At 67.5% G+C, this 22,530-nt stretch carries 19 protein-coding genes and 3 pseudogenes; 9 read left to right on the top strand and 13 right to left on the bottom strand.

Annotation, left to right across the window (positions count from 1 at the left end; translation table 11 throughout):
• Positions 1-500, top strand: a pseudogene (locus KM933_RS36510) (DEAD/DEAH box helicase); the annotation flags it as partial.
• A 40-nt stretch (positions 501-540) separates the two neighbouring features.
• Here the strand turns inward: KM933_RS36510 and KM933_RS36505 are convergent.
• Both KM933_RS36505 and KM933_RS36500 read right to left on the bottom strand, forming a co-directional pair.
• Positions 541-1,686, bottom strand: coding sequence for a hypothetical protein (locus KM933_RS36505; protein ID WP_221361081.1), 1,146 nt, complete (start codon positions 1,684-1,686; stop codon positions 541-543).
• A gap of 38 nt (positions 1,687-1,724) precedes the next feature.
• Positions 1,725-1,946 carry a hypothetical protein gene (locus tag KM933_RS36500; protein WP_221361079.1) on the bottom strand — a complete coding sequence of 74 codons (222 nt, stop codon included), beginning with the start codon at positions 1,944-1,946 and terminating at the stop codon, positions 1,725-1,727.
• A gap of 195 nt (positions 1,947-2,141) precedes the next feature.
• Here KM933_RS36500 and KM933_RS36495 point away from each other — a divergent pair, with 195 nt between their 5' ends.
• Positions 2,142-3,203 (top strand): CHAT domain-containing protein, encoded by a 1,062-nt coding sequence (locus KM933_RS36495; protein ID WP_221361068.1) that lies wholly within the window; start codon positions 2,142-2,144, stop codon positions 3,201-3,203.
• 100 nt (positions 3,204-3,303) lie between these two features.
• Here KM933_RS36495 and tpg read toward each other — a convergent pair whose 3' ends face one another.
• The 5 genes from tpg to KM933_RS36470 form a co-directional block, all read right to left on the bottom strand.
• Positions 3,304-3,861, bottom strand: coding sequence for a telomere-protecting terminal protein Tpg (gene tpg, locus KM933_RS36490; RefSeq protein ID WP_221361066.1), 558 nt, complete (start codon positions 3,859-3,861; stop codon positions 3,304-3,306).
• 10 nt (positions 3,862-3,871) lie between these two features.
• Positions 3,872-6,115: a telomere-associated protein Tap gene (tap, locus tag KM933_RS36485; RefSeq protein WP_221361065.1), complete on the bottom strand. Its 2,244-nt coding sequence runs from the start codon at positions 6,113-6,115 to the stop codon at positions 3,872-3,874.
• Positions 6,116-6,643: 528 nt separating this feature from the next.
• Positions 6,644-7,285 (bottom strand): hypothetical protein, encoded by a 642-nt coding sequence (locus KM933_RS36480; RefSeq protein WP_221361063.1) that lies wholly within the window; start codon positions 7,283-7,285, stop codon positions 6,644-6,646.
• Positions 7,282-7,806 (bottom strand): RNA polymerase sigma factor, encoded by a 525-nt coding sequence (locus KM933_RS36475; RefSeq protein ID WP_221361061.1) that lies wholly within the window; start codon positions 7,804-7,806, stop codon positions 7,282-7,284. Before KM933_RS36475 ends, KM933_RS36480 begins: the two co-directional genes overlap by 4 nt.
• Positions 7,803-8,084 carry a hypothetical protein gene (locus tag KM933_RS36470; protein WP_107020784.1) on the bottom strand — a complete coding sequence of 94 codons (282 nt, stop codon included), beginning with the start codon at positions 8,082-8,084 and terminating at the stop codon, positions 7,803-7,805. The genes KM933_RS36475 and KM933_RS36470 overlap by 4 nt, the downstream gene beginning before the upstream one ends.
• Positions 8,085-8,378: 294 nt before the next feature.
• Between KM933_RS36470 and KM933_RS40040 the strand changes: the two genes are divergently transcribed.
• On the top strand, positions 8,379-8,804 hold the full coding sequence (locus KM933_RS40040) for a hypothetical protein (protein WP_260334707.1): 426 nt from the start codon (positions 8,379-8,381) through the stop codon (positions 8,802-8,804).
• Positions 8,805-8,980: 176 nt separating this feature from the next.
• Here KM933_RS40040 and KM933_RS40035 read toward each other — a convergent pair whose 3' ends face one another.
• A complete protein-coding gene (locus tag KM933_RS40035; protein ID WP_260334706.1) occupies positions 8,981-9,475 on the bottom strand; it encodes a hypothetical protein in 495 nt (164 codons plus the stop codon).
• A 92-nt stretch (positions 9,476-9,567) separates the two neighbouring features.
• Between KM933_RS40035 and KM933_RS36455 the strand changes: the two genes are divergently transcribed.
• Entirely contained in the window at positions 9,568-9,810 is a 243-nt protein-coding gene (locus tag KM933_RS36455) for a DUF4238 domain-containing protein (RefSeq protein ID WP_221361059.1), read from the top strand.
• A 246-nt stretch (positions 9,811-10,056) separates the two neighbouring features.
• On the opposite strand, the gene KM933_RS40445 is transcribed toward KM933_RS36455, so the two are convergent.
• Both KM933_RS40445 and KM933_RS40440 read right to left on the bottom strand, forming a co-directional pair.
• Complete coding sequence (locus tag KM933_RS40445) at positions 10,057-11,142, bottom strand: pentapeptide repeat-containing protein (RefSeq protein ID WP_308013663.1); 1,086 nt, start codon at positions 11,140-11,142, stop codon at positions 10,057-10,059.
• A 93-nt stretch (positions 11,143-11,235) separates the two neighbouring features.
• Positions 11,236-11,955, bottom strand: a pseudogene (locus KM933_RS40440) (pentapeptide repeat-containing protein); the annotation flags it as partial.
• 94 nt (positions 11,956-12,049) lie between these two features.
• On the opposite strand from KM933_RS40440, the gene KM933_RS36445 reads away from it, so the two are divergent.
• Positions 12,050-12,418: a hypothetical protein gene (locus tag KM933_RS36445; RefSeq protein WP_221361055.1), complete on the top strand. Its 369-nt coding sequence runs from the start codon at positions 12,050-12,052 to the stop codon at positions 12,416-12,418.
• Between the two features lie 222 nt (positions 12,419-12,640).
• On the opposite strand, the gene KM933_RS36440 is transcribed toward KM933_RS36445, so the two are convergent.
• The gene (locus KM933_RS36440) at positions 12,641-13,822 is read right to left on the bottom strand and encodes a pentapeptide repeat-containing protein (RefSeq protein ID WP_221361053.1); all 1,182 of its coding nucleotides are present in this window, start codon (positions 13,820-13,822) and stop codon (positions 12,641-12,643) included.
• 1,497 nt (positions 13,823-15,319) lie between these two features.
• On the opposite strand from KM933_RS36440, the gene KM933_RS36430 reads away from it, so the two are divergent.
• Positions 15,320-15,598 (top strand): hypothetical protein, encoded by a 279-nt coding sequence (locus KM933_RS36430; RefSeq protein ID WP_221361051.1) that lies wholly within the window; start codon positions 15,320-15,322, stop codon positions 15,596-15,598.
• A 110-nt stretch (positions 15,599-15,708) separates the two neighbouring features.
• Here KM933_RS36430 and KM933_RS40030 read toward each other — a convergent pair whose 3' ends face one another.
• Complete coding sequence (locus tag KM933_RS40030) at positions 15,709-17,034, bottom strand: hypothetical protein (RefSeq protein ID WP_260334704.1); 1,326 nt, start codon at positions 17,032-17,034, stop codon at positions 15,709-15,711.
• Positions 17,035-17,393: 359 nt separating this feature from the next.
• Positions 17,394-19,187, bottom strand: a complete 1,794-nt coding sequence (locus KM933_RS36420) for a hypothetical protein (RefSeq protein ID WP_221361030.1) — start codon at positions 19,185-19,187, stop codon at positions 17,394-17,396.
• Positions 19,188-19,788: 601 nt separating this feature from the next.
• Between KM933_RS36420 and KM933_RS36410 the strand changes: the two genes are divergently transcribed.
• From KM933_RS36410 to KM933_RS36400, 3 genes and pseudogenes are all read left to right on the top strand, one after another.
• On the top strand, positions 19,789-21,237 hold the full coding sequence (locus KM933_RS36410; protein WP_308013662.1) for a hypothetical protein: 1,449 nt from the start codon (positions 19,789-19,791) through the stop codon (positions 21,235-21,237).
• Complete coding sequence (locus tag KM933_RS36405; protein WP_221361028.1) at positions 21,234-22,265, top strand: TniB family NTP-binding protein; 1,032 nt, start codon at positions 21,234-21,236, stop codon at positions 22,263-22,265. The genes KM933_RS36410 and KM933_RS36405 overlap by 4 nt, the downstream gene beginning before the upstream one ends.
• Positions 22,262-22,530 (top strand): annotated as a pseudogene (locus KM933_RS36400) (hypothetical protein); the annotation flags it as partial. The gene KM933_RS36405 and the pseudogene KM933_RS36400, both read left to right, overlap by 4 nt.

Here is a 22,530-nt window from a genome sequence, read left to right as displayed (position 1 = left end):
TCTGGACAGCCGCCCTGGCGGCGTTGGGCGTCGACTGGGCAGGCCCGGCACCGACGGACGGAGGTTCTGAGCAGCTTGCGCCGGCGGAAGCGCCCGTGCCGGAGCAGCGCGACGCGGGCGGCACAGGGGCGGACGATGAGCGTGAAGCCGAGGCGGCCCGCAGCCTGGCGCGCATGAAGCGCCTCACCGAGCTGACACGGAAGCACACCAAGGCCGAACTGCTGCGCATGGCCTACGCGGGAGGCCTGGTACGCCACAACTCCCCCGAGCAGTGGCGCAAGGACGAGATCGCTTCCGCCGTCGTGGACCAGGAGCTTAGGGCCGCTGCCCGGGCCGGAGCTGAGCAGCCTCCCGTCCCGTCCGCGTCGGCCGCCCCGCCGAAGCGGCCGCCGGCACGGCACCACCATGACGAGTGCGACAAGACGGTGTACGAGGGCGGCACCTGTACCTGCGACCTCATCGAGCAGTACGAACCGCCCTCCGAACAGGGCGACTGCTGAGACAGTCACCCGATCGGGGAGGCACGTTCGGCGCCACGGCTCAGGCGAGGCTCCGCGACACGATCAGCCGGTTGGTCAGTTCTACCGTGGCGAGGTACCACCAGAAGATCCAGTCGAGGAATGCTTCGTCGTACTCGCCGCGCTGGTCGGCCCGGCGGTGCCGCAGGTCGAAGCGGTTGGCGATCTCGAACAGCGCGCCTTCGTCCTTCCCGAGGTGCTGCTTGATCAGGGCACGGCGTTCCTCAAGGATGCGGGCGAGGTTGAAGATGGCCGATCGCTTGCTCTCGGCTGACGTGTCACGCCCTCGGAAGAGGGCGATGGCGTGGCGGACACCGGCGGTGGTGTCGGGTGGGCTGTCGTTGAGGGCGCGGTGCACCAGCTGGCTTCGGGCGTCGTCGGTGACGGCGACCAGGCGCCCGAGGTCCTCACCCTCGGCGGCCAGTTCGTAATCGATGCCGGCCTCGCGCAACAGCTGGTTGACTTTCCACCGGTACAGGACGCGTGCCGGGCCGTTGTGAAACTCCGAGTGGTGCCATCCGCAGCCGCTGTAGGAGTGGAAGCGCCGCGTACGGGGGCGGCTCACCAGGTCGTGGAACACCTCGATCAGCCCGTAGAAGGTGTCTTCGCCCCACGCCTCCGGCGCCAGCGGCCACAGATCAGGGATGCCAAGTCGCCTGTCGATCACGTCGGAGGGGTCAGGCAGCTCGCTGTGATCGTCGATGCATTCCTCGCCGAAGACTTCGACCAGGTAGCCGTTGTCGGCGAACTCGCCGATGAGCCGCGCGAAGTCCCGTCGGGTGTCCCGCGCGGTACTGCCATCGTGAGCGAGTCCATTGCCGCGGCGCTGCGGCCAGTACGGCCGGGGCGCGGCCGCATGCCTGAGCTCGGGCGCCCGGCGGATGAGTTCGGTGAACCAGTCGTGCTGGTCCATCACGGCCCGTTTGGTGCCCCAGCCGGTGGCGGTGGTCGCCCAGGGATCGGATGTCGGCGCGGTGTGGTTGGGCAGATCCTCAAAGTCGGCGACTGCGGTTGTGCCGGCCAGGGCCTCCGTCATGAGCCAAATAGCCCGGTCCTGCCAGGAGCCTGTGGACCGGAGCACGCGCTCGCCTTCAGATATGAACAGCGATGCGGGCCAGAGGAGTTCGTAATTGCTGAGGTCCAGACTCACCACAACATCATCACCCATAGGAGATGCATCCCGACCCTGGGCGATGAATTCCCGTCTCAGTCCCGGATGAGCTCCTGGAACTGCGGACATCCCACCGCATGCCACTCCCTGACGAGGACTTCCCCGGCAACGACCACGACCTCCGCGTACCACGGCAGACAGTCGTGGCACGCACGGATCTCGTACGAGTTGCCGTCTTCGTCGAACGCCTTGAGATCGACGGAGCCGACTGGCGCCCGGTAGGTGACGTCCTGCTGCGGATCGGAGTCTTCTGCCATGGCGGCCAGTATCTACCAGCGCTCAGACGGCCTTCGGGGCAAGGAACGTGACCCGTCCGCCACGATCGTCAGCGGACCCGCTCAGGACTGCCCGCCTTGTCGCCACACCTGCAGGAACGTTGCGGGAAGCGGCCAGGGGCGTTGTCAGTGGGTGGCCATAGCCTGGCGAGACGGGAACCGCAGAGAGGCACGCCCATGAACGCCAGTTACTACCGGAGCCAGCTGGACAGAAAGAACAAGGCTCGCGCTGACGCGGAAAAGAAGGTCAGCGAGTTCCGCAAGAAGGAAGCCGACAAGCGCGCGAAGGCCACGAAGGAGAAAGCCGCAGCCGCCAAGGCGAGCAGCCAGGTCACCGTCAACAGCAAGCAGCGTGCTGCCCAGCGGTACGAGGACGAGGCCAACAAAGCTGGCCAGGACGCCAGCACGTGGAGCGCCAAGGTCGGCAAGCTCTCCAAGGAGGCAGCTGCCCTGTCGGCCAAGCTGGCGAAGGCGGAACAGAATGAGCGTGCGGCCGCGGAGAAGGCTCGCCAGCGTGAACAGCAGAAGACAGAGCGGCGTGCCGCGGCTGAGCAGCAGAAGCTCGAGAGCCGCCTGTTGACGACGGAGGGTCAGGTGCGCACGGTGATGAGGGAACTGCGGGCCCCGAAGCCGGAGAAACTGCGGGTGCTGCTGCTGGCGGCCGCCTCCGCCGGTGACCTGCGAGTCGGCCAGGAACAGCAGAGAATTCGCGCGGCCGTGCAGAGTGCCACCCATCGGGACCTTGTCGACCTGGATCTCCACCCGGCCGCGACGGCGGACGTCTTCCTGGACGCGCTGACCCGGTTCCGTCCCCACGTCGTGCACTTCTCCGGTCACAGCACGCAGGACCTGATCGCATTCGAGAAAGGCGAGGACGGCTTCCACGAAGGTGCCATCGTCAGCGCCGGCGCCTTCGCCCGGGCCATCGCCGCCGTGGACGACAAGCCGCTGCTGGTCCTGCTCAACTCCTGTCACTCCGCAGCCCAAACCGGGAAGTTGGTCGCCACCGTGCCGTTCGCCATCGGCATGTCCGACAGCATCGGCGATGTCGACGCCATTACCTACGCCGCCCGGTTCTACGCCGCCGTCGCCGACGGCCAGTCCGTCCAAGCCGCCCACCTGCTCAGCCGGGCGGCCATCGAAATGAACGGCCTGCTCGACCGCGACCTGCCGACCCTGGCCTGTGCAGCGGACGTCGACCCGAGCGCTACGAAGCTGGTGACGCCGCCTCCGGAGTAGGACGTGGCATCTCGTGCATGAGCATCCGATCCCCTGCTGTGGATGCGTCTGCGAGCCCGGACCGATCGGTCCGGGCTCGCAGGCTGTTCGGGCGCGGTTGCTACAGGTCGAACTCGAGGTGCTCGATGTCCGTGAAGCGGACTTCCTCCAGCTGGCCGGCGCGGCGGCCGTTGTCCTGGAAGTACATCTCCTTGAGTGCTTCGGCGGCGATCCGCTGGAGGTGCTGATCGCTGGCGCCCTGCTCCTGGGCATCGAAAAGGCGGGCGGCGTAGCGGGGCGGCAACGCGACGGTCAGGTGCCGGATGCGGTCCTCGTCCGTCGTGCCGATCGGTGCGGTGTAGCCGATGCGGGCGCGGGTGTCGATAACGATGCCGCCGGTGGTCGCCGCCTTTTGCCGCGCCTGGGCCCGGATCTGCGGCTGCCACCGCTTCTTCACCTCCCGCTCCAGGCGGGCTGCGAGGTCCGGGCGGGGCTTTCTGATCTGGTTCTTCACGTACCTCTCGACCGTGCGCTGCGAGATCCGCAGCATCTGGGCGACCGCTTTGGTGCCCTTCATCTGCTTGACCAGGTAGCGCATCTGCGCGGGCGCGCTCTTGGGCGTTGGGCGGGTGAACGCCTTGTGCACCGCGGCGTCCAGGCCGTTGCCGAACAGGCTCATCGCGCTCTACCTACTCCCCGGTGTCCTGGTCGGTGACGGTGCCGCCCCTGATGTACCGGGCGAGGTTGAGGTCCGGGGCGTTGAACTGCTCGCGGACACCCTCGCCCCACAGCACGCTCTGGGTGCCCTCCCACTTCACCAGCCCAGGGTTCACCCCGAGCTTGAAGCCGCCCGGCAGCGGCTTGCCGTCCCGGTAGGGCAGGAAGTCCAGCGGCGACGGCCCGTCGGACGCGTAGACGGCGCAGTCCGAGAGGACCGCAACCGGGTACTGCCCGGTGAAGGCGGCATGCTTGACGATCTTGCGGTGCATGTTGATCCGCGTGCGGGAGATGACCGCGGCGCGGATGTCCGGGCGCCACGTCGGCCGGGAAAGGGCCCGCCACGGCTGCCCGGGCTTCCAGCCCTCCCCGCGCGGACGCTCGCGCAGCTTGCCGATGCCCCCCTTAACGGTCGCCTTGATCGCGGACACCACGATCGCCAGCTGTGGGTCCCGCTGCCGGTAGCCCTCCATCGCCGCGAGGAAGTCGGCCGGCGGCAGATCCGCGTGCACGCCGAGGTCGGCCATCGTGGCGAGGTAGGCATCGCGCAGCCGGTTGTACCAGCCGTCCAGGTAGCGGCCGTTGTCGTTGCGGACGTACGCCTCGATCGGCGTGACGTCGTAGCCGAGCTCCACTGCGTACGCGACGGTCGGCGTGGCGTACCAGGCCGGCCGTTCCGGGCGCTCGCCCTTCGGCGTGAACGGACTGGGCAGCAGCCCGGCGTCCAGCTGCGCCCATTTGTCCTTGGCCACCTTCACGCGGGACAGGTCGACGTGGGAGAGGTCGACCAGCCAGGAGCCGGGCAGCTTCGCGTCGAACACCGGCGCCTTGACGTGGGTGGGCGCGCCGAGGCCGACGGTCAGGCCGTTGGCTCCGGCGGCGAAGGCCATGTTCACGTCGATGCCCACGAGGTGCCGCAGGATGCACTCGGCATCCGTCATGGGCCGCGCCCAGTCGTACGCCTCCTCGAACAACTTCTCCGCAGGACCGCGAACGTGGAAGCGCGGCAGATCCGCCAGGAGCGGGTGCCCGTCGGGGGCTTCGCACGGCGCGCAGTCCACCGGGTCCTTGCCCAGGCCGCCGGGGTTGTGCTCGGAGTGCCGCTTGCCGTCAGCGTCCGGCTCGGAGGCCCGGGTCGGCGGGTGCAGGGCGGTCATCAGCTCCAGGCCGGTCACCGCCGTGGAGCCGCGCGGCGTCATCACCCGCGAGGCGTACACGCCCAGGACTCGGGCGAGTTCCGCCGGCGGGAGCTGCCCGGCCTCGCCCCAGTGCCGCGTGTCCAGCGCCTGCCAGGACGGGATGCACAACTGGACGCAGGCCCGCTCCGAGCCGGTGGCGGGGCGGTAGATCCGCGCCCACGGGCCGAAGCCCCTCTTCGTCAGCTTCCACTCCGCGCGGACCAACTGCTTGACCACCTTGTGGCCCTCCGGGAGCCGCCCGGCAAGGCGCTCCTCGTCGGCGAGGGCGACGGGCAGGCCGTAGCGCTCCAGCGTGGCCTCGGTCAGTACGAGCAGCGGGTCGGCCGGCTTGCCCGGCCCGGCCAACTTCGGCTGACCGAGCTTCGCCTCACGCAGCGTCCAGTCCACCAGGGACGGCAGGGACTTGGCGGGCACGTCCAGGACCAGGCCGCCGGTGCAGTAGGCGAGGACCTGGCCGTCGTCATCGACGTCGATGACCGCCAGCGGACCGTTCTCGAACCGCGGGTCGGTGCCGCCCGCCGGAACTCCGGCCGGGGCCGCCCGCTTCGCGCCCGGGCGGCGCAACGTCGACGACGGCCTGACGGCGCGAGCCGGACGCGTCGCGGCCGCCGGGGCAGCGGCGGCGGGGGCGCAGCTGGTCTGGGTGTTCTCGGCTGCAGTCGTGTCCGCGGCCTCGATAGCCGCACCAGCGGACGGAGTCTGCACGTCAGCCGGTGCGGGCGCGGCGGTGAGCGTGGCCGGCACCGTCGGGGCGTCCGTCTCCTCCGACGTTGACGGCGCCGGGTAGAGCTCCGCGAGCTGGTCCAGCAGCCGCGCGTAGGCGTCGCGCTCCGGCGGCCGCGGCTCGGTCTTGCCGGATTCCCAGCCGCTGACCGTCGCCCGCCGGACCTGCAGTGCAGTGGCCACCTCGTCCAGTGTCAGGCCATGTGCCTGGCGCAGCCGCCTGCGCACTGCCGGGGGCGGTAGCGGGGAACGGGACGCAATGAGCGCGTCAACCGCGTCGAACAGCTCAGGCATACAGAACCTCCTTCCTCAGACCCTAGCGTGAAGCGAACATGTCGCGTACAAAAAGCGTACGGATAGCGTTCACGTCTTGATCTCGGTGCCGTGGGGCAGCAGCTAGGACTAGCAAGAGCTCGGTAAGAACCCGGCGGTGGTTATTGCTTGGTGAGCCCCTAGCTTGACGGCAGCGTAGAAACCAGAGTCGGGCGAGGCTCGCGCAGTTGGCCAGGACGCTTCGATGCGGCGGGTGTAAGTCGTACCGCGTCCGCAGCAGCATCTCCCCAGCTGACGTCGCACCGATCGGGGACTGGGTTGGTGGTCCCGTATTCAGTGGCGAGTGCTCGATCCAGTCGTGGCCGGCGTAAAGACTCCGTGAGTCGACTTACGGAGCTATGGGTAATGCAGTGGCGGCCNGGCCCCACCCCGGGGGGGGGGGGGTGGGCCCGCCACTTCAACGAGTCGTCCGGCCTTCTCGCGTGAAGGCCTCATGGAGGCTGGTCTACAAAGACTCTCCCGTCTGTGGGCGCGCGAGGCGCTGTCGTGTCAGCACCGCGGCCCGCCGGTGGTGTGGTCCAAGTGCGCCAGGAAGTCCTCAATCTCACGCACGAGAGCTTGCGTTGTTTCAGACAGCCCGACTCCGGCTTCCCCCAAAGCCCAGTCGACTCTGTCTGCAGCTACGCGAATACCGGCTGACCGGCATACAAAGCTACTCACGAATGACATGAAAGATTCCTCAGTTCGTTCAGTCGCGTGCCTAGAGCATGCCGATAGCTTTTCTTCGCTCTCGACATCGAGGATATGAAGATAGTCCCGCGCATCCTCGTCACCCTTGAGAGCTGCTCTTTCCCACCAGCTTCGCGCTACATTATCCCTGTCCAGGAACTCAAGGATTTCTGCTACGCGCCGTGTTTCCTGTGGTGTCGCGGAATCATCGATTTCCTTTTTCAGGAGAGCGTGCAGTTCACGAACCACGCCGGCTCGATGGTTTCCGTTTTCTTCCAGGCAGAGGGCGGGGGCCGGGGGCCAACCCGAAGGCTGGCCCCCCTCCGCCTGGACAGGGTCCTCGCTGATCCGAGAACCCTTGGAGAATGCCTGCTCAGAGCCTTCGAGCAGGAGCCATAGGGCGAGGAGCCGGATGGTTCCCCGCCCCTCGGGCTGGTGCGTCCAAGCGGACAGGTACGTCATGCGGTGGCCTCCTCGCTATGCTTGTTGATGGACTTCTTCAGGTTGTTGGCGGCGGCTTTGATATAGCGCTTCACCGACTCCTCCTTTATCTGGAGGCGCTGCGCAACCACGGCAGGGCTGAGGTCCTGCAGAACACACAGTGTGATGACCTCGCGCTGCCGTTCAGGAAGGCTGGAGACGAGTTCGTCGATGCCTTCCTTAATCATTTCGTAGGCGGCCTCGGGGATTCCGATGCCTGATTCCATTTCGGGCAGGCCGTGAACAGGCACCGTGACCATCCGCTTGTTGCGGCGGAACTGGTCGATGACCGCCCGCTTCACCGCAATGCGGCCGTAGGAGGTCAAGGAACCGTGGCCAGCAATGAGCTGGTCCCACCGGCGGTACATGTTCAGGTAGACGTCCTGCACAGCGTCCTGGGCGCTGTGCAAGTCGCCTGCCTGGGCCCGGGCCAGTCGGGAGAACGCCTCGATGGTCTCGAGGACGAAGGACTCGAAGTCCGCTCCCGGGGCGGCCTCGCTCACGCGGCCTCCCGCGTGGCGATAGCCCGGTGGCCCGCCGGCTCGGCTGCGTCCTTGCGGAACAGCCACGCCGGCCGTCCCTGCTCGAAGCGGGCCGCGGCGCCGCCATCGGGCAGGGACTGCGCCATCGCGACCATGGTGGCGCGCTGCTCGCGCTCCGCCCGGGTCTCGATGTGCGCCTTCACAAGCATCTCCACGACACCCTTGGCGCGGCGCATCGCGAAGAACAGCAGGAGCAGCAGGGGAACCCCGCCCGCTCCTGCCCAGTACGACCAAGTCATCGACCAGGCCTCCCAGTAGAAACGAACTCGTTGGTGAAGACCCAAGGGCCTTCACCCCCTTACACGCCGCCGAAGGCCAGATCCGGATGCCGGTGGCCAAGAATTTTTCCCAACTCCCCCTGCCTCCCGGCCTGTCGCATCGTCTTCCCAGTTCACAGGGGTAGCAGGCAGTGACAGGAAAAACGGCACGAAGGGCCCCGTCGAGTGGAAATGACGGCCCCTGGCAAGGACGGGGCGCCTGGGCATCCGCTGCAAAAGCGCCCGCCGGGACGGCGGACACGAGAATCTGGCGGAGTGCCCCATCACCCCGGCCTGCTGCGGACCGCGCCCCTGCCGAAGGAGACGACCTCGTCGCTGATCTGCCGCATCGCGAGCCGCTACGGGATGGAAGCAAAGGTGCTGCGGGCCTGCTGGAAGTGGCGCAACTACCCGCCCGGGCACGAGGGCGGGGGCGCGCGGGCTGATGCCGAGGTGCTGCTGAACACGGCCGGACGCGACCTGCTGGCGGCCATGTGCGGCGTGGAGGAAGGCGTGCTGGCGAGGGCGTTGCCGTCGTACCAGTCGAGGATCGACTCCATGGAGTCGTCGACGGACAGGATGAAGGTCTGCCCAGTTGCGACGTACGTCCCCGAGATCTCCTGTCCGAGGAGATCTCCGCGGCAGATGGAGATGTCCATCTCCGCGCCGAGGGGCAGAGCCTGGCAGGAGCTCCGCCCATGAGGGAGATCGGACAGGCCGTTGACCTCTCCAGCACCTCCTCTTCAACTGGTCCGGCGACGCCCCTGACCTGACATACCGCCGTCGACACCGTCCGCTGACACCAGGCCGACACATCGCAGCTTGAAGTGGAGTGGTAGGTGCCCATCATTCGGTGCGTCAGTGACCACGGTCCGCGCCTATCGCGCGGTGTGCCGCACGAACTGTCGCAGGCGTGCTTCGACTTCGTATCGGTTCAGGCGCTTGGTGCGGGCGTAGTGCGTCACCGCCCTCTGCGCAGTTGCCGCGGCCTCCCGCCACACCTGTCGTTGCGCCTCTCGGTCGTGGTGGTCGTGTAGTTGCTGGAGCTGGAGGTGAGCCTGGTCGGCGGCCTGCTGCAGTGTAATCAGTTCGCTGGGCAGTCCCGTCGTGCCATCGGTCGTCTGCTCGGTGTGCGGTTTCTGTTGTTCTTCAGCTGTGGGATCGCTCTCGGTTGTCTGCGCCTGCTCGTGGACAGGGAGAGCTGTAAGAGCAGGCAGGGAGGGCAGGGCGTGCACGGTGATCGGAGCGGATGAGGGCTGGCAGGTGGGACGGTTGCGGCTGGCGCCGGCTGCGGGCGCTGCCTCCCGTTCGGGCGGCAGACGCGTGTCGTCACTGTGGAGGTCCTCCAGCCGGTCGCGGTCGGTACTGGTCACCCAGTAGCGATGCACTCTGCTCCCGGCGCGGAACTGGATGGGCACGATGGCGCCGGCGGCGGTCTGACGAACATCGGGTGACACACTCCATCGTGCTGCCCATCACTCCCCGCCATCTGCTGGCCCTGGGAAAGAAGAACATCGTCAGCGCCATCCCCCGAGCCCTCATCGACCAAATCAACATCGTGCAGATCCGCACTGCTGATCGCTACATCTACCTGCACCCTCGGAGCACGAAGCTGGAGACGTTCGCGCGCGAGACAGCAAGGCGGTGGCGAGCGGATTGCGTGAGCCCCTACCGTGCGCCGGCCTCGGCACCGAGGAAGAAGCCGTAGACCGGTCCGCCGGGCTCGCTGCGGGCCCTCGTACGTGTAGCCGAGCCGGGTTAACTACGACCAGGTCGCCGCCAACCACCCTCCGCCAGCGCCGACGTCGGTGGTCCGTGAAGTCCTCGGGGAACGCCAGCCTTCGAGCTGGGTGCTGATGAAAGTCCGTGAGAGCCGAGGACCGGCCCGGTCCGTCCTGCACGCACATGACTGTGGGAAAGCGCCAGCGGGTGCGCCGCGGCTCGACGGGTGAGGTCAGCGTTTAACGCGGCTGCGGATGGCGAGGACGGCCAGGCCGAGGAGGACAGGTTCGGCAAGGCGGGAAGTCATCTCGGTGTAGGTGCCGGCAGTGGTCAGGTCCTGGCCGGAGGAGCGGAAGACTACCGAGTTGATCACTACCCGCAGGCTCTTCTCCAACCGTTCGGCGCTGGCACGTTCGAGCAGTGAGCCGGTGGGGTTGACCGGGTCGGGGGTGTCGGTGGTCAGGACGACTTTGTGTCCGACGGCGGCCTGGCGGCCGGTGAGGGTCGGCTTCGGGTCGTCGGCGGGCAGGCCCCACAGCATCATCACCGCGACCGTGATGGCCATGGACACTCCCAGCCAGGCCAGGGCGCGGGTGGCGCGCAGTCCGTATCCGGACAGGGCCCAGTAGGCGCCCAGCAGTGCGCGTTCGCCGCGGGGGCGGGTGGTGTCGTGGCGGCGCATCTCGCATTCGCCGTAGTAGAAGTCTGCGGCGTCGGGCTCGTTCTTGCCGTCCTCCAGGGACTTGCGCAGCTGCCGGTACAGCGCCGCCACCGCTGCCGGTTTCAGGGCGGGGGTGTCGGGCGGCGGGCTGCTCCAGCCGCGGGCGGTGGCCCGGTCGGGGTGGCGGGCGGTGCGTACGCGCCAGTGGTGTTCCTCGGTCAGTGTGTTGCGCCGGCTCCACCGCCAGGGCCGGCGGTGGCTCCAGGTGGTGGGGGTGATGGCGAAGGTGCACCAGCCGTCGACCCTCAGCTGGTCGAGGTGGACCGCGCCGGCGAACCGGCAGCCGCTCAGGTCGATGTCGTGCAGCGCCAGGTGCGCGGCATCCACCCCACCCACCGTGTCCAGGCGTACGCCGGGCTCCAGGCCGGACAGTCCTGTCTCCGGCAGCACATCAGTCGGGTTGCTGGGCAGGAGGAAAGGGGTGGGGCGGGCGGCGATGAGTACCGGGTACTCGAAGACCGCGTCCCTCAGGTCCAGCTCGGCGTAGCGCAGCTGCAGCGTGGCAGTCGACGCCCATCGGGTACGCGCGCAACTCACCTGAGGGGCAGCAATCTCCACCGTCACCGGCTGCTGGAACACCGCACCATCCAACACCACCCGCTCACCGCACACCAGCGGGCCCAGATGCGACGCTACTTCAAACCGTGCCTCAGTGAACTGGGCGCTAACGGAAAAGGACGCCTCAATGAACTGGGCGTCACCGGAAAAGGACACCTTAGCGAACTGGGCGTCACCGGAAAAGGACGCCCCAACGAACTGGGCGCTACCGGAAAAGGACGCCTCAGCGAACCAGGCGTTACCAGAAAAGGACGCCCCAATGAACAGGGCGTCACCGGAAAAGGACGCCCCAACGAACTGGGCGTCACCGGAAAAGGACGCCCCAACGAACAGGGTGCTATCAGAAAAGGACGCCCCGCCGAACAGGGCGCTATCGGAAAAGGATGCCAAATCGAACTGGGCGCTACCGGAAAAGGACGCCCCAATGAACAGGGCGTCACCGGAAAAGGACGCCCCAATGAACAGGGCGTCACCGGAAAAGGACGCCCCACTGAACCGGGCGTCACCGGAAAAGGACGCCCCACCGAACCGGGTGACACCGGAAAAGGATGCCTCACCGAAATGGGCGTCGCCGATGTGAGGCTTACCGGTGGTGGAATCACTTAGGGCGTCGAGTAACTGGCTTAGCAGTTCGGGGGTAAATCGTGTGCCGCGGTGGTTGATGTCGGTGGCAGGTGACAGTGTCGTGAAGTAGGCGGTGCGGTCGGTCTCGTCCAGGTGGGCCAGACAAGCGGTGTGACCGCCAACGTGGATGCCGCGGCAGCCCACCGGGTCGGCCAGCGTGGCGTCGTGGCCGCAGTGCGGCCACGGGGGCGGAACAGTGGATGGCGGTTGAGGTGCAGCAGAGGTCATGCTTCAAGGACGTGGCGATGCCGTCGGGCAGTTGCTGCCGGGTGGCAGTCGGCGTGTACCCGTGACCTTATGACGGGTGGGGCCATAGGCAGTCATGATGATCCGACGATTGATGATGGCGGTCGCCCTGGTGGCCGCGACCCTCTCCCTGCCCGTCGCGGCGGAAGCCGGCACTCCAGCAGCGGCTTCCGTGCACGCGCCCGCAGCTGCGCCGTGTGCGAGCAAGTGGCGCGCGGTGCAGCGCGTCGCGGTCCGGCGTCCCGGCCCGTATGACGGGCGAGTGGCGACGATGAACTCGCCCGTCCATCACTACCTCAGCCGCGGGCAGGTGGTGCGCTCCTGCATCGTCGCCATCGGCCGGACCCAGGGCGGGCCCGCCTACCGGGCCTGCGGGCGCGAGGGGAGCCTGTGGCGCGTCGTGCAGGGCGGGCAGGTACCGCAAATCTGTCTCAAGCGAGCGTAATTGCATCAAATGCAACATTAGGCAGACTGGTGGGACGGCCATTTGGGCAGGTCGGGCCAGGTGGTGTCTTTACGGGGTGCATACCCCAGCTGGCGGCCCGACGTGCACCGTAACGGTTCAACTCCACAATGTTGCATTTGATGCAACATTGCTTGCAAAGCTGCCGAACAACACAGGGTAAGAATAACTGCTTCAGCAGCACCCGGGCTAACTGCTGCGCACTCAGTCGACGGGCATGAGAGGCTCTGGCAGATCTGCACCACTGTTCCCAACTTCCTGGATATGCCACTTGCCGTCACCCAGAGACACCGACCGCTCCCGCATTCCGGCCCCGTAGCCGGAGGGCCACCGGGTCTCCTCTGACCAGACGACCGACATGGGATCCGTCTCAGACAGGTCCGCCCCGGACAGGTCGGCCCCCGTGAACGTCGCCCCGAACAGGAGTGCTTTCGTAAGCCTCGCCTTGGCCAGGTGCGCCTCCGTGAGATCTGCTCCCACCAGGAGTGCGTCCGTAAGGTTCGTCTTGGCTAGATGTACCTCCGTGAGATCCGCTCCGACCAGGGTGGCTCCCGTGAGATCCGCCGCGGACAGATCGGCCTCCGTGAGCGTCGCCCCGGACAGATCGGCCCCCGTGAGCGTCGCCCCGGAAAGGTAAGCCTCCGTGAGCGTCGCCCTGAACAAGTTGGCCCCCGTGAGCGTCGCCCTGAACAAGTTGGCCTCCGTCAGCGTCGCCCCGGACAGCTCGGCCCCCGTGAGCGTCGCCCTGAACAAGTTGGCCCCCGTGAGCGTCGCCCCGGACAGGTTGGCTCCCGTGAGGTCAGCGCTGTTGAGGCGGGCGCCAGCGAGGTGGAGGCCGTGGAGGTCGAGTTGTTCCCGGGGGTCGACGTGGGTACGTGATTCGGTGCGGGTGAGGGCGGTGAGGGCGGCTTGTATGTCAGCGTCCGGCTCGGTAGGCAGCGGGTCGGCGTGCGGGTCGCAGTGGGGGTCGTTGAGGTCGGGCGGGGGTGCGGTTTTGGGGGCGCGGTGGCGGATGAAGTGGCCCAGGACGCGGGCGGCGTCGGTGGCGGCCTGTTCGGGGGCGTCCTGGACGATCTGTTCGAGGGCGAGGATGCCGCCGATGCGTACGTAAATCTGGTCTGAGCCGAGGCGTTCGAGGGCTTTGGTGAAGCGGTCGGTGATCTGGCCGCGTCGGGTGAGGCGGTAGGTGCGGGCGGTGTAGAGCAGGGCGATGCCAGCGCCGAGTGCGGCCGTAAACGCGACTACGGCGGTCCGTAGGCCGGTAACGAGAGCGGCCGATCCCTTCTTCGCCTCAGTCTTGTCGATGGGATCGGGCCCGATGACATATGGGCCCCACCAGATCAGCCACGGCAACACCACGAATAACACTGTTGCTCCGACCACCACCAAAGTGGTCGTGGCCCGTCGCCGGGTGCGGTCCTTCTGCCTGACGCGCGCCCGACGCCGATGCAACTCGGTCCTGCTTGCCTGCAGCACAGACTGCCGTTCACGACGCTGACGTAGGCGCTGCATGATGCGCAGTGTTCTCATGCCCCGTACATGCCGGGGCGGCACCGTTCGGTTGCGGCCGTCCTGCGGGGGCGACGCCCAGCCCCAACGAGACGATGCCAGCCCGGTGGGGCCAAGGTATAGCGCACACCAGCAGTACTGCCTCTTCACCAGTACGCCACGTCTGATCTCGGGAGTCGGCAGGAGGCTCGTGGACCGGATGGTTGATGTAGTGGTGCTCCACCTCGATGCCATACGCGCCGTCCCACGCTGTCTGCTTGTTATGAAGAGCAGGCTGGTTGCATGCAACCGCGTGACGGAGGTCATTTGACAAAGACGCGGTACCGCTCGGCCGCTCAAGGCAACGGCTGAGCGGTACACACGTGACCCTTGCCTACGCTGGTTTGGTGCAATTGCTAGTATTGCCGTTCTTGGCCGTGCACGACGAGATCGTTACCGCCCTTGTCGGGTAGCGCGAGTGAATTTTGGCGTAGCCCTTACTGCCGAATCCCCCGGAGGCATGCGCCAGTGGGTGCCCAGTACTCAACCACTTTCCCTTGATCTTGACTTCGTAGAACAGGTACGCAACGGCGCCCTTTCCATCACGCTTTGTGTCTGTCGTCTCAATGTTGAGGCCGACCCGCGTGCCGTTCCAGTAGATGCGTGCGTAGACCGCTGCTCCTCCTGCTCCAGGGGCCACGGTCCGGACGTGGGAGTAGTTCGAACCGAGTCCACTGATCCAATCGCTCTGGCTCGCCGAGGCCGGGTTGACCGAAAAGACCAGAGCAGTTCCGGCTGTAAGCGTCAAGACCGCTGCTTTTGCACGCGCTGACATGGAAGGTCCCCCTAGATTCCGGCAGGCTCCTCGCTCTGCGAGGAGCCTGGAACTAAACACCGGCCGCCCTCAGGCAACCAGCGGTGCAGGTCTAATACTGACCAAGCTAGGAAGCTTTTTCGCCCATGTCGTCCACCAAGGGACTGACCCAGGGAGAAACCCTGGCGGTACGCCAGCGGTTGCTACAACTCCCGCCGTATCTGGCCGGCTCAATGCGCACCCAGGAGGCCGGGAAGCAGCGAGCGCAGAACGCGCCGTGCGGCGGCATGCCTGCACCAGAGCTTTCGCGGAAGCGGAGGGCGTCATCTCGGCTGTGCTGTCCGACCTGGGGGTGCGGGCGGCGCGGGAGCGGGCGAAGACCGCAGAGATGGCCATGGAGCTGTGCGCCCGTCTCCAGCCGTTCCAGGACAGCTACGACCAAGCCGTGGTATAGAGCGACGCAGAGACGGGCTCGTCGGGCTCTGCGCGGGCAAGCACGGCCGCTGGGGACGGATCTAGATGCCGCACACCTTCTGCCAACGCCCCTGCACCAGCGGAGCAGTCCGGGGAAGATGAAGGGCATGGACGGCAACGAGCAGCCGCTGACCGCATGGGTGTACGGCCAAGAACACTCCGCTGGCAGCGCCCGGGGCCCGCGGCCCGGCCGGAGCTACGTCGAGCTGACCGGCGGACCACTGGACGGGCTCTTGCTGGACGTCACGGGCTGGACGCGCGAGGAGATCGACACAGGGGTCTGTCTCCAGACCGAGCGGGGACAGTTCGGCCCGGGCGGCCGGGCGATGTACGACCCGCGCCCCGGCCATCTAGGCCACTACGACTGGTCCGGTGACACCCCCTGACCTGCCATACCGCCGTCGACACCGTCCGCTGATACCAGGCCAGCACATCACAGCTTGAAGTGGAGTGATAGGTGCCCATCGTGCGGTGCGTCAGTGGCCACGGTCCGCGCCTATCGTGCGGTGTGCCGCACGAACTGCCGCAGGCGTGCTTCGACCTCGTATCGGTTCAGGCGCTTGGTGCGGGCGTAGTGCGTCACTGCCCTCTGTGCAGTTGCCGCGGCCTCCCGCCACACCTGACGTTGCACCTCTCGGTCGTGGTGGTCGTGTAGTTGCTGGAGCTGAAGGTGGGCCTGGTCGGCGGCCTGCTGCAGCGTAATCAGTTCGCTGGGCAGTCCCGTCGTGCCGTCGGTCGTCTGCTCGGTGTGCGGTTTCTGTTGTTCTTCAGCTGTGGGATCGCTCTCGGTTGTCTGCGCCTGCTCGTGGACAGGCAGAGCCGTGAGGGCAGGCGGGGACGGCGGGGTGCCCACGGTGATCGGAGCGGATGAGGGCTGGCAGGTGGGGCGGTTGCGGCTGGCGCCGGCTGCGGGCGCTGCCTCCCGTTCGGGTGGCAGACGCGTGTCGTCACCGTGGAGGTCCTCCAGCCGGTCGCGGTCGGTGCTGGTCACCCAGTAGCGATGCACTGTGCTCCCGGCGCGGAAGTGGATGGGCACGATGGCACCCGCGGCGGTCTGGCGGACCATGTCGTCGAAGAGGACGTCTCGGGGTTTGGGCGTGGCGTGGGCTTTGCCGCAGCGGCGGACCCCGTGGGGGCACGGGTAAAGGGCGCGTGTGTCACAGTGCCAGAAGTCCAGGACGCGGAAGCCGGAGACGATCCGCAGGTCGCCGTTGCGGGCGATGACGTGGGCTGGGAGCTGGTCGCTGCGAGTCCAGTGGGCGTCGTTGCGCTGCGCGTAGGCGGCGCGGTCGGTGTGCCAGGCCGGAGTGATGCCGTTCTTGTCGGCCTTGACGGCGCGGGCGCGGACGCCGCGCAGGCCGCTTTGGTCGATGGTGGACAGCTGTACTTCCCAGCCGATGCGACGGCCGTCAGCTCCTTCGACGAGGGTGTCGGTCTGGATCCAGCTGCGGCCCACCCGGGTACGGACCTCGCTGTCGCCGCTGAAGCCGCCTTCTTGCGCAGCACGCAGGATGCGTTCCTGATATGCCTTGTGCTCGTCACTCATCGGCGCGGTGTGGCGTTCCTCGTCCTCGCGCCGTTCGTGGACGGCCTCACGACGCCCGCCGCGCATCCGCAGATGCATGGGAGCCTCGACTCCCATGTCTCGGCACACGCCTCCGCACTGCAGGTCCCTCTCACCAACCGGCACGCCCAGACGCCCGTAGAAGCGGTCCGTCCTGTAGACCGTCTCCCACAGATCGGGCAGCCCCGGGTGGTCGAGATCATCCCGGGTCAGATCGAGAAGAATCCGGAGCTTCTTGTGCCAGACGACATTTGCCAACACACACCGCCTTCAACGTCATAGGTCGTTGCATAGACGGTAGAACCAGGCACTGACAACCCGACAGGAGTCGGGTTGGCCACAGCGAAAAGACGATGCTGGCAAAGAGGCATCGGGAGCCGACCGTGCGCTACGTCGGCACCAGCCCCCTGGCGGAACAGTGGATGGGAGTTGGGGTGCAGCAGAGGTCATGCCTTAAGGACGTACTGATGGCGTCGGACAGTTACCGTCGGGTGACAGTCGGCGTGCACTCCCAACTCGCCGATGGGGCCTCCTCCTTCGCACGCCACCCTTGCTTAAATTCAGGAGTGGCCAGCGCGGACAGCAGTGGCAGCGTGTGGTGGCTGAAAGCCTCAGTCTTACAAGAGCCCCATGAGGTGAGCGAGCCATCGGCCTGGGAAGTCGAAGTTGAGAAACCAGGGCAGTGCCAGTCCTGCCGGAGCGGCGAGCGCGCTGGCCGCGAGGCAAGTGGCGCTGAACCGTTTACTCAATGGCGAATGTCTGCCTCGTGAGCACAGGATCGCGACACGCGCAGTGGCGATCAGGATGAAGAGACATCCGGTTAACAGGAGAGCTCCGTAGACGCTCAGTGTGACTGGACCGGGACGGGGAGACGTCTGGAGGGCAGCTGTGTAGGCGGTCGCCATTCCAAGAACGGCAGCCGGAGCAACAGCTGCTATGCCCCACTCCCGCTTCCGGGGCAGGGTGCCCGATGCGCCAAGAAGATGACGCATGCTGCGGGGGAAGGGGGCCAGATCGGCCAAGTCGTGATCACGGGCGCTCCAGGGAGGGGTACTGGAGGCGATCCGCCGGTAAGCCTGTTCGAACGCCAATGCTTCATCATCACTGGCGCCCATCTGACGTATCAGGGCCTCAAGGTGAGTCCACGTGTCGGGGAGAGCGTCGCCGTCGATCCAGCGCCCGACTGCGGAGCTGAGCACGTCGTCTCTCATGTCATCGGGCAGTGTGGCGGCCAGTTCCCTGATCGGCTGCGTTCCGGTACGGCGCCGTAACTGGGAGAGGGCCGTCGCCAGCGCCTCCGGGGTACTCGCTGTACGCAAGTTGGCGACCCACTGCGTCGACATGGCATGTCGAGGGCTCGCGGCCGCAGTGTAAGCATCCGCTGGAGACACCTCGGGACCGATTTCCTTGGCCGGCCGTGCTTTGTCTGCGCTGGTCAAGGGTTTTCGCGCGTTGTCCGTCGTCTGTCCGGGGACATCCTCTTCAGCACCTGCCGGCTCAGCGGTCTGTCCCCAGATGACGTGATGCGTCGTCGAGTCCTCGGGCAAATCCTGATCCTGCTGGACACCGAGCTCTCTGCCGAGGTCATCCAGCTCATCGTCCAAGGCATCCATCTGCTGTTGGTTGACGTCAAAAAACTCTTGAAATCTTTCAAGGGGTGGCAGTTGCAGTTCTTCGGCCACGGTCATGCCTGGTCTGACCGGCGGAGGTTCCTCCATGGCGCCGCCATTGGCACGAAACAGCTCGTGCTGCTCACGAACCACTTGCTTGTTGGCCACGAGCCGCAGTTGCTGGGCCCGTTCCAGGGCCCGGCCGGCCTTCTTGAGTCTTTCGCCTGCCTGCCGCCGGTACTCCCGCGACATCTGCAGCTCATGCTGCAGCTCCGCCCGGACGTTTTCCCTGGCCCGGTCGCGCTCGCTCTCCAAAATGGTGATGCGCTGTTCCAGGACCTCGACCATGGTTTTCAACTCTTCGCACTGCCGTGCGGTGTCTTCATACTTCCGCATCGCCTCGAACTGGAGCATGCGAGCGTCGTCCAGGCGCAGAGCGAGCGCAGCAATATCGCTGTGTTGCTGGGGTGCCCGTGTCGCCGGCAGATCCGTGGCGGATGGCGCAGCCTGCCCGGACAGGTCCTTCGCAGCCCGCTCGGCAGCCGCAAGCAGGCTCAGACCGTGCTCCAGCTGACGCTTGCGCATCATGGGCTCGCGGCAAAAGCGCGTGGTTACCTCTTCCACCAAAAGCGCTGGCGGAAGTCGGCTGCCATCGCGGAACCTGCTCCACGAGGTCTTGCCATGGGGAAATTCTTTCTCCAGGGTGCGCACCGTCACCCCATAGGTGATCTTTCGTAGCCAGCGGGCGAACTCATCGGCTTGTTCCGTCAGCCCCTTCAGGTCCCCCAGCGGCCGCCCCATCCGCTCCCCCGCCCTGCCTTGTCCTGGGACAACCGTCTGTTGTCCGTAATTTATGAGCCGTCACCTGCAGCGATCGCATGCCGCTGCGCCGGACAACGAAACCATGGATGAACGTAGGTCTCCAACAGCTCAGACAACCTCTGGAGACCCCGTGTTCACGCCCAACTCACCCAAACGGCAACGCCCTTCGTGGCCCTACGTGGTCGCCGCCGCTCTCACCCTGGCTTTCCAGCAAGGATGGAGTGCAAAGGAAGTCATCACCCTCGCCATCTGCCTTCTCGTACTCATCGCCCTCGTCACTTCAACCGGAAGCGACCAATAGCCCCCGGACGCGAGCCGTGCGGGCAGGCATGTCGGCTGGCCGCGCGGCAACCGTGCGAACTGTGCATGCTATGAGCTGGAACACCGCGCTCCGCATAGATTGCGAAGGTGGCAGGCGATCAGCAGGGCCTGTCACAGCTCGCGGCATTCCGGCGGCGGGACCTCACCCGGGAGCGCCTCGGGACAGGGATCGCTGTGTGCGGTACGACCAATGCACTCTCCCGGATGACAGCCCCCCCAGACCGGGCGGGCCGCAACCGCGCACCGGTAGCAAGAGCCCATGCTCTCGAAGCTCGCAGCCCTCGCCGCTGCCCTCCTGGTCCTCCCCCTCTCCCCCGCATCCGCCGCCGCGCAGCACGCGCGCGCGGAGCACCTGCCGCTGGCCGCAGCCGTCCACCTCCTGCCCACCGCGGCCGAATCCCGTGACGGCTACCGTCGCACCAGCTTCAAGCACTGGGTCGATGCCGACCGCGACTCCTGCCACACCCGCTCCGAGGTCCTGATCTCCGAATCCCGCACGGAGCCCGCCGTCGAGGCGCGCTGCAAGGTGACCGCAGGCACGTGGTACTCCTACTACGATGGCGCCACCCTCACCGCGCCGGGCGGTCTGGACATCGACCACATGGTGCCGCTGGCCGAAGCCTGGGACTCCGGCGCCCATGCCTGGACGGCGAAGCGGCGCGAAGCTTACGCCAACGACCTCGACGCGGAGCGCTCCCTGGTGCCCGAGACGATCGTCATCGACCGCGGGCGGGTGTTCGTCTCGGCCGCGTTCCTGGCCGCCTGCGAATCCCTGGGGGTGAGCGTGCAGCCCGCCCCGCCCCGCTCCCCCACCGCCAAGGGCGCGGTCGAGCGCACTTTCGGAAGCATCAACTCGCTGTTCGCGCAGCACGTCGCCGGCTACACCGGCTCCCACGTCCTGGCGCGCGGCGAGGCGGTCCAGGACGAAGCCCGCTTCAGCGTGGCGCAGTTGCAGGAGCTGCTGGACGAGTGGATCACCGCGTGCTGGCAGCACCGCCCCCACGACGGGCTGCGCCACCCCTTCCTGCCCAGGAAGGCGCTGTCCCCCACCGAGATGTGGGGTGCGCTGCTGGGCGCGAGCGGCTACGTGCCGCTGCCCCTGACGGGCGCCGACTACACGGAGCTGCTGCCGGTGCGCTTCCACCCGGTCACCGGCCGCGGCATCCGTATCCACTACCGCACCTACGACCACGCGGTGCTCAACGAGCACCGCGGCCGGCCCTCGCCCGCCGGGCCCGGCGGCAAGTGGGAGGTGCACCTCAATCCGCACGACGTGCGCCAGCTCTACCTCCGCCTGTCCGACGGACACCTGCACGAGATCCCGTGGATCCACCGCGAGCACGTCCACGCGCCCATGAGCGAAACCGTCTGGCGCCACCTGCGCACCACCCTCGAGCGGCGCGCAGGCCGCGAGGCACACGAAGTGGCCCTGGCGGAGGCCGCCGACCAGGTCCTGCGCCGCAGCCGTCCTCTGCCTGGCAAGGCGGCGGCCGCCGCCTTGTCCACGACGGCCGGCTCCCCGGCCGGGACACTGCCGGCCCGGCATCTTGCCGGGGACGCCGGGGACGCCGGGGATGTTGGGGACAGTCTCGACGCCGTCGCCGCCCTCGCCCCTGACGATGACGACAGCCGAGCCGGCAGCACAGAGGTCCCGTCTGCCGCCCGGTTCGCACTGTATGACGCCTTCGAGGAGGCCGAGCACTGGTGAGCAGCCCCGATGTCACGCCCCCGGTCGAGCAGACCCCTTCCGGGACGGTCACCACCTTCGATGCGTTCGCCCGCTTCGCCCACACCGCCCCGCCCGCGCCGCCGCAGCCCGGACAGGCACCACGCTCGACGGAGGAACGTCTGGACTACCACTCGCGGTTCGTCACCGTGCGCACCCCGGCCATCGAGAGCCTCTCGCGCAGTGTGCGCACCCTGATGATCCTGGGCCGCCACCAGCAGGTGACCGCCCGCCCGTCGCTGATCGTCACCGGCCCGGCCACCACCGGCAAGACCACCGCGCTGCTCGAGGTCGGCCGTACCTGCCACCTCGCCCACACCCGCCGCGCCCACCCTGGCGACGACCGGGTGCCCGTCGCCTACGTGCTGGTGCCGCCGGGCGCCACCGCCAAGACCCTGGCGGCTGAGTTCGCCCGCTACCTCGGCATCCCCGTCACCGCCCGCATGACCACCGCGCAGATCACGGCCGCCGTCTGCCACACCTACACCGCAGCCGGCGTCACGCTCGTGCTGATCGACGAGATCCACCGCCTCAACCCGCGCACCTCCACCGGCGCGGAGGCCGCCGACTGGCTCAAAGACCTCACCGAACGCGTTCCCGCGACCTTCGTCTACGCCGGCATCGACGTCACCGCCAGCACCGTGTTCACCGGGGTGCGCGGCGCGCAACTGGCCGGACGCGCCTCCCTGATCGACTGCGGGGCGCTGCCCGCCCGCGCCGGCGGCCGCGAGCCGTTCAGGGAGCTGATCGCCGCCCTGGAGCAGGCCCTGGACCTGAAAGCCCACCGCACCGGCCACCTGCCCAGGCTCGCTGCCTACCTGCACGAGCGGACCGCCGGACGCATCGGCAGCCTCTCCCGCCTGATCCGCCAGGCCGCCATCGAAGCCATCTGCGACGGCAGCGAACGCATCACCAAGACATTGCTGGACTCCATCGCGCTGGACCACCTCGCCGAGGAGCACTACCGGCCCCGCACCCCTGTCCGCCGTGCCCGGCCCGCCGGACAGTGACCACCCCCACCGCGAACCACCCCACCCCGCAGGCCGCCCTGTGGCGCACCCCGCCCGGCGCGCTGCGCGTGAGACCGCTGCCCCGCGAAGCAACCGCCTCCTACCTCACCCGCCTCGCAGCCACCTACCACGTGAGCGCCGCCCAGTTCCTGGACGGCCTGCACATCACCACCACCGGCACCCCAACAAGCCTGCCCGCCACCGAACTACACCTGAAGTTTCCCCGTGATCTTGGACACGTGATCGTTATGCCGCGAGGGTGTGC

It is taken from the genome of Streptomyces beigongshangae (assembly GCF_019710745.1).
In the GTDB taxonomy this organism is placed as follows: Bacteria; Actinomycetota; Actinomycetes; order Streptomycetales; family Streptomycetaceae; genus Streptomyces; species Streptomyces beigongshangae.
This window is presented reverse-complemented; position numbering and strand designations above follow the sequence as displayed.

Bases quoted from the DNA above. Each gene is read 5' to 3' on its own strand.
- KM933_RS36420 (WP_221361030.1), bottom strand. From the start codon at position 19,187: ATGGGGCGGCCGCTGGGGGACCTGAAGGGGCTGACGGAACAAGCCGAT.
- KM933_RS36505 (WP_221361081.1), bottom strand. From the start codon at position 1,686: ATGGGTGATGATGTTGTGGTGAGTCTGGACCTCAGCAATTACGAACTC.
- KM933_RS36480 (WP_221361063.1), bottom strand. From the start codon at position 7,285: ATGACGTACCTGTCCGCTTGGACGCACCAGCCCGAGGGGCGGGGAACC.
- tpg (WP_221361066.1), bottom strand. From the start codon at position 3,861: ATGAGCCTGTTCGGCAACGGCCTGGACGCCGCGGTGCACAAGGCGTTC.
- KM933_RS36500 (WP_221361079.1), bottom strand. From the start codon at position 1,946: ATGGCAGAAGACTCCGATCCGCAGCAGGACGTCACCTACCGGGCGCCA.
- tap (WP_221361065.1), bottom strand. From the start codon at position 6,115: ATGCCTGAGCTGTTCGACGCGGTTGACGCGCTCATTGCGTCCCGTTCC.
- KM933_RS36445 (WP_221361055.1), top strand. From the start codon at position 12,050: ATGATGATCCGACGATTGATGATGGCGGTCGCCCTGGTGGCCGCGACC.
- KM933_RS36495 (WP_221361068.1), top strand. From the start codon at position 2,142: ATGAACGCCAGTTACTACCGGAGCCAGCTGGACAGAAAGAACAAGGCT.
- KM933_RS36430 (WP_221361051.1), top strand. From the start codon at position 15,320: ATGGACGGCAACGAGCAGCCGCTGACCGCATGGGTGTACGGCCAAGAA.
- KM933_RS36470 (WP_107020784.1), bottom strand. From the start codon at position 8,084: ATGACTTGGTCGTACTGGGCAGGAGCGGGCGGGGTTCCCCTGCTGCTC.
- KM933_RS36410 (WP_308013662.1), top strand. From the start codon at position 19,789: ATGCTCTCGAAGCTCGCAGCCCTCGCCGCTGCCCTCCTGGTCCTCCCC.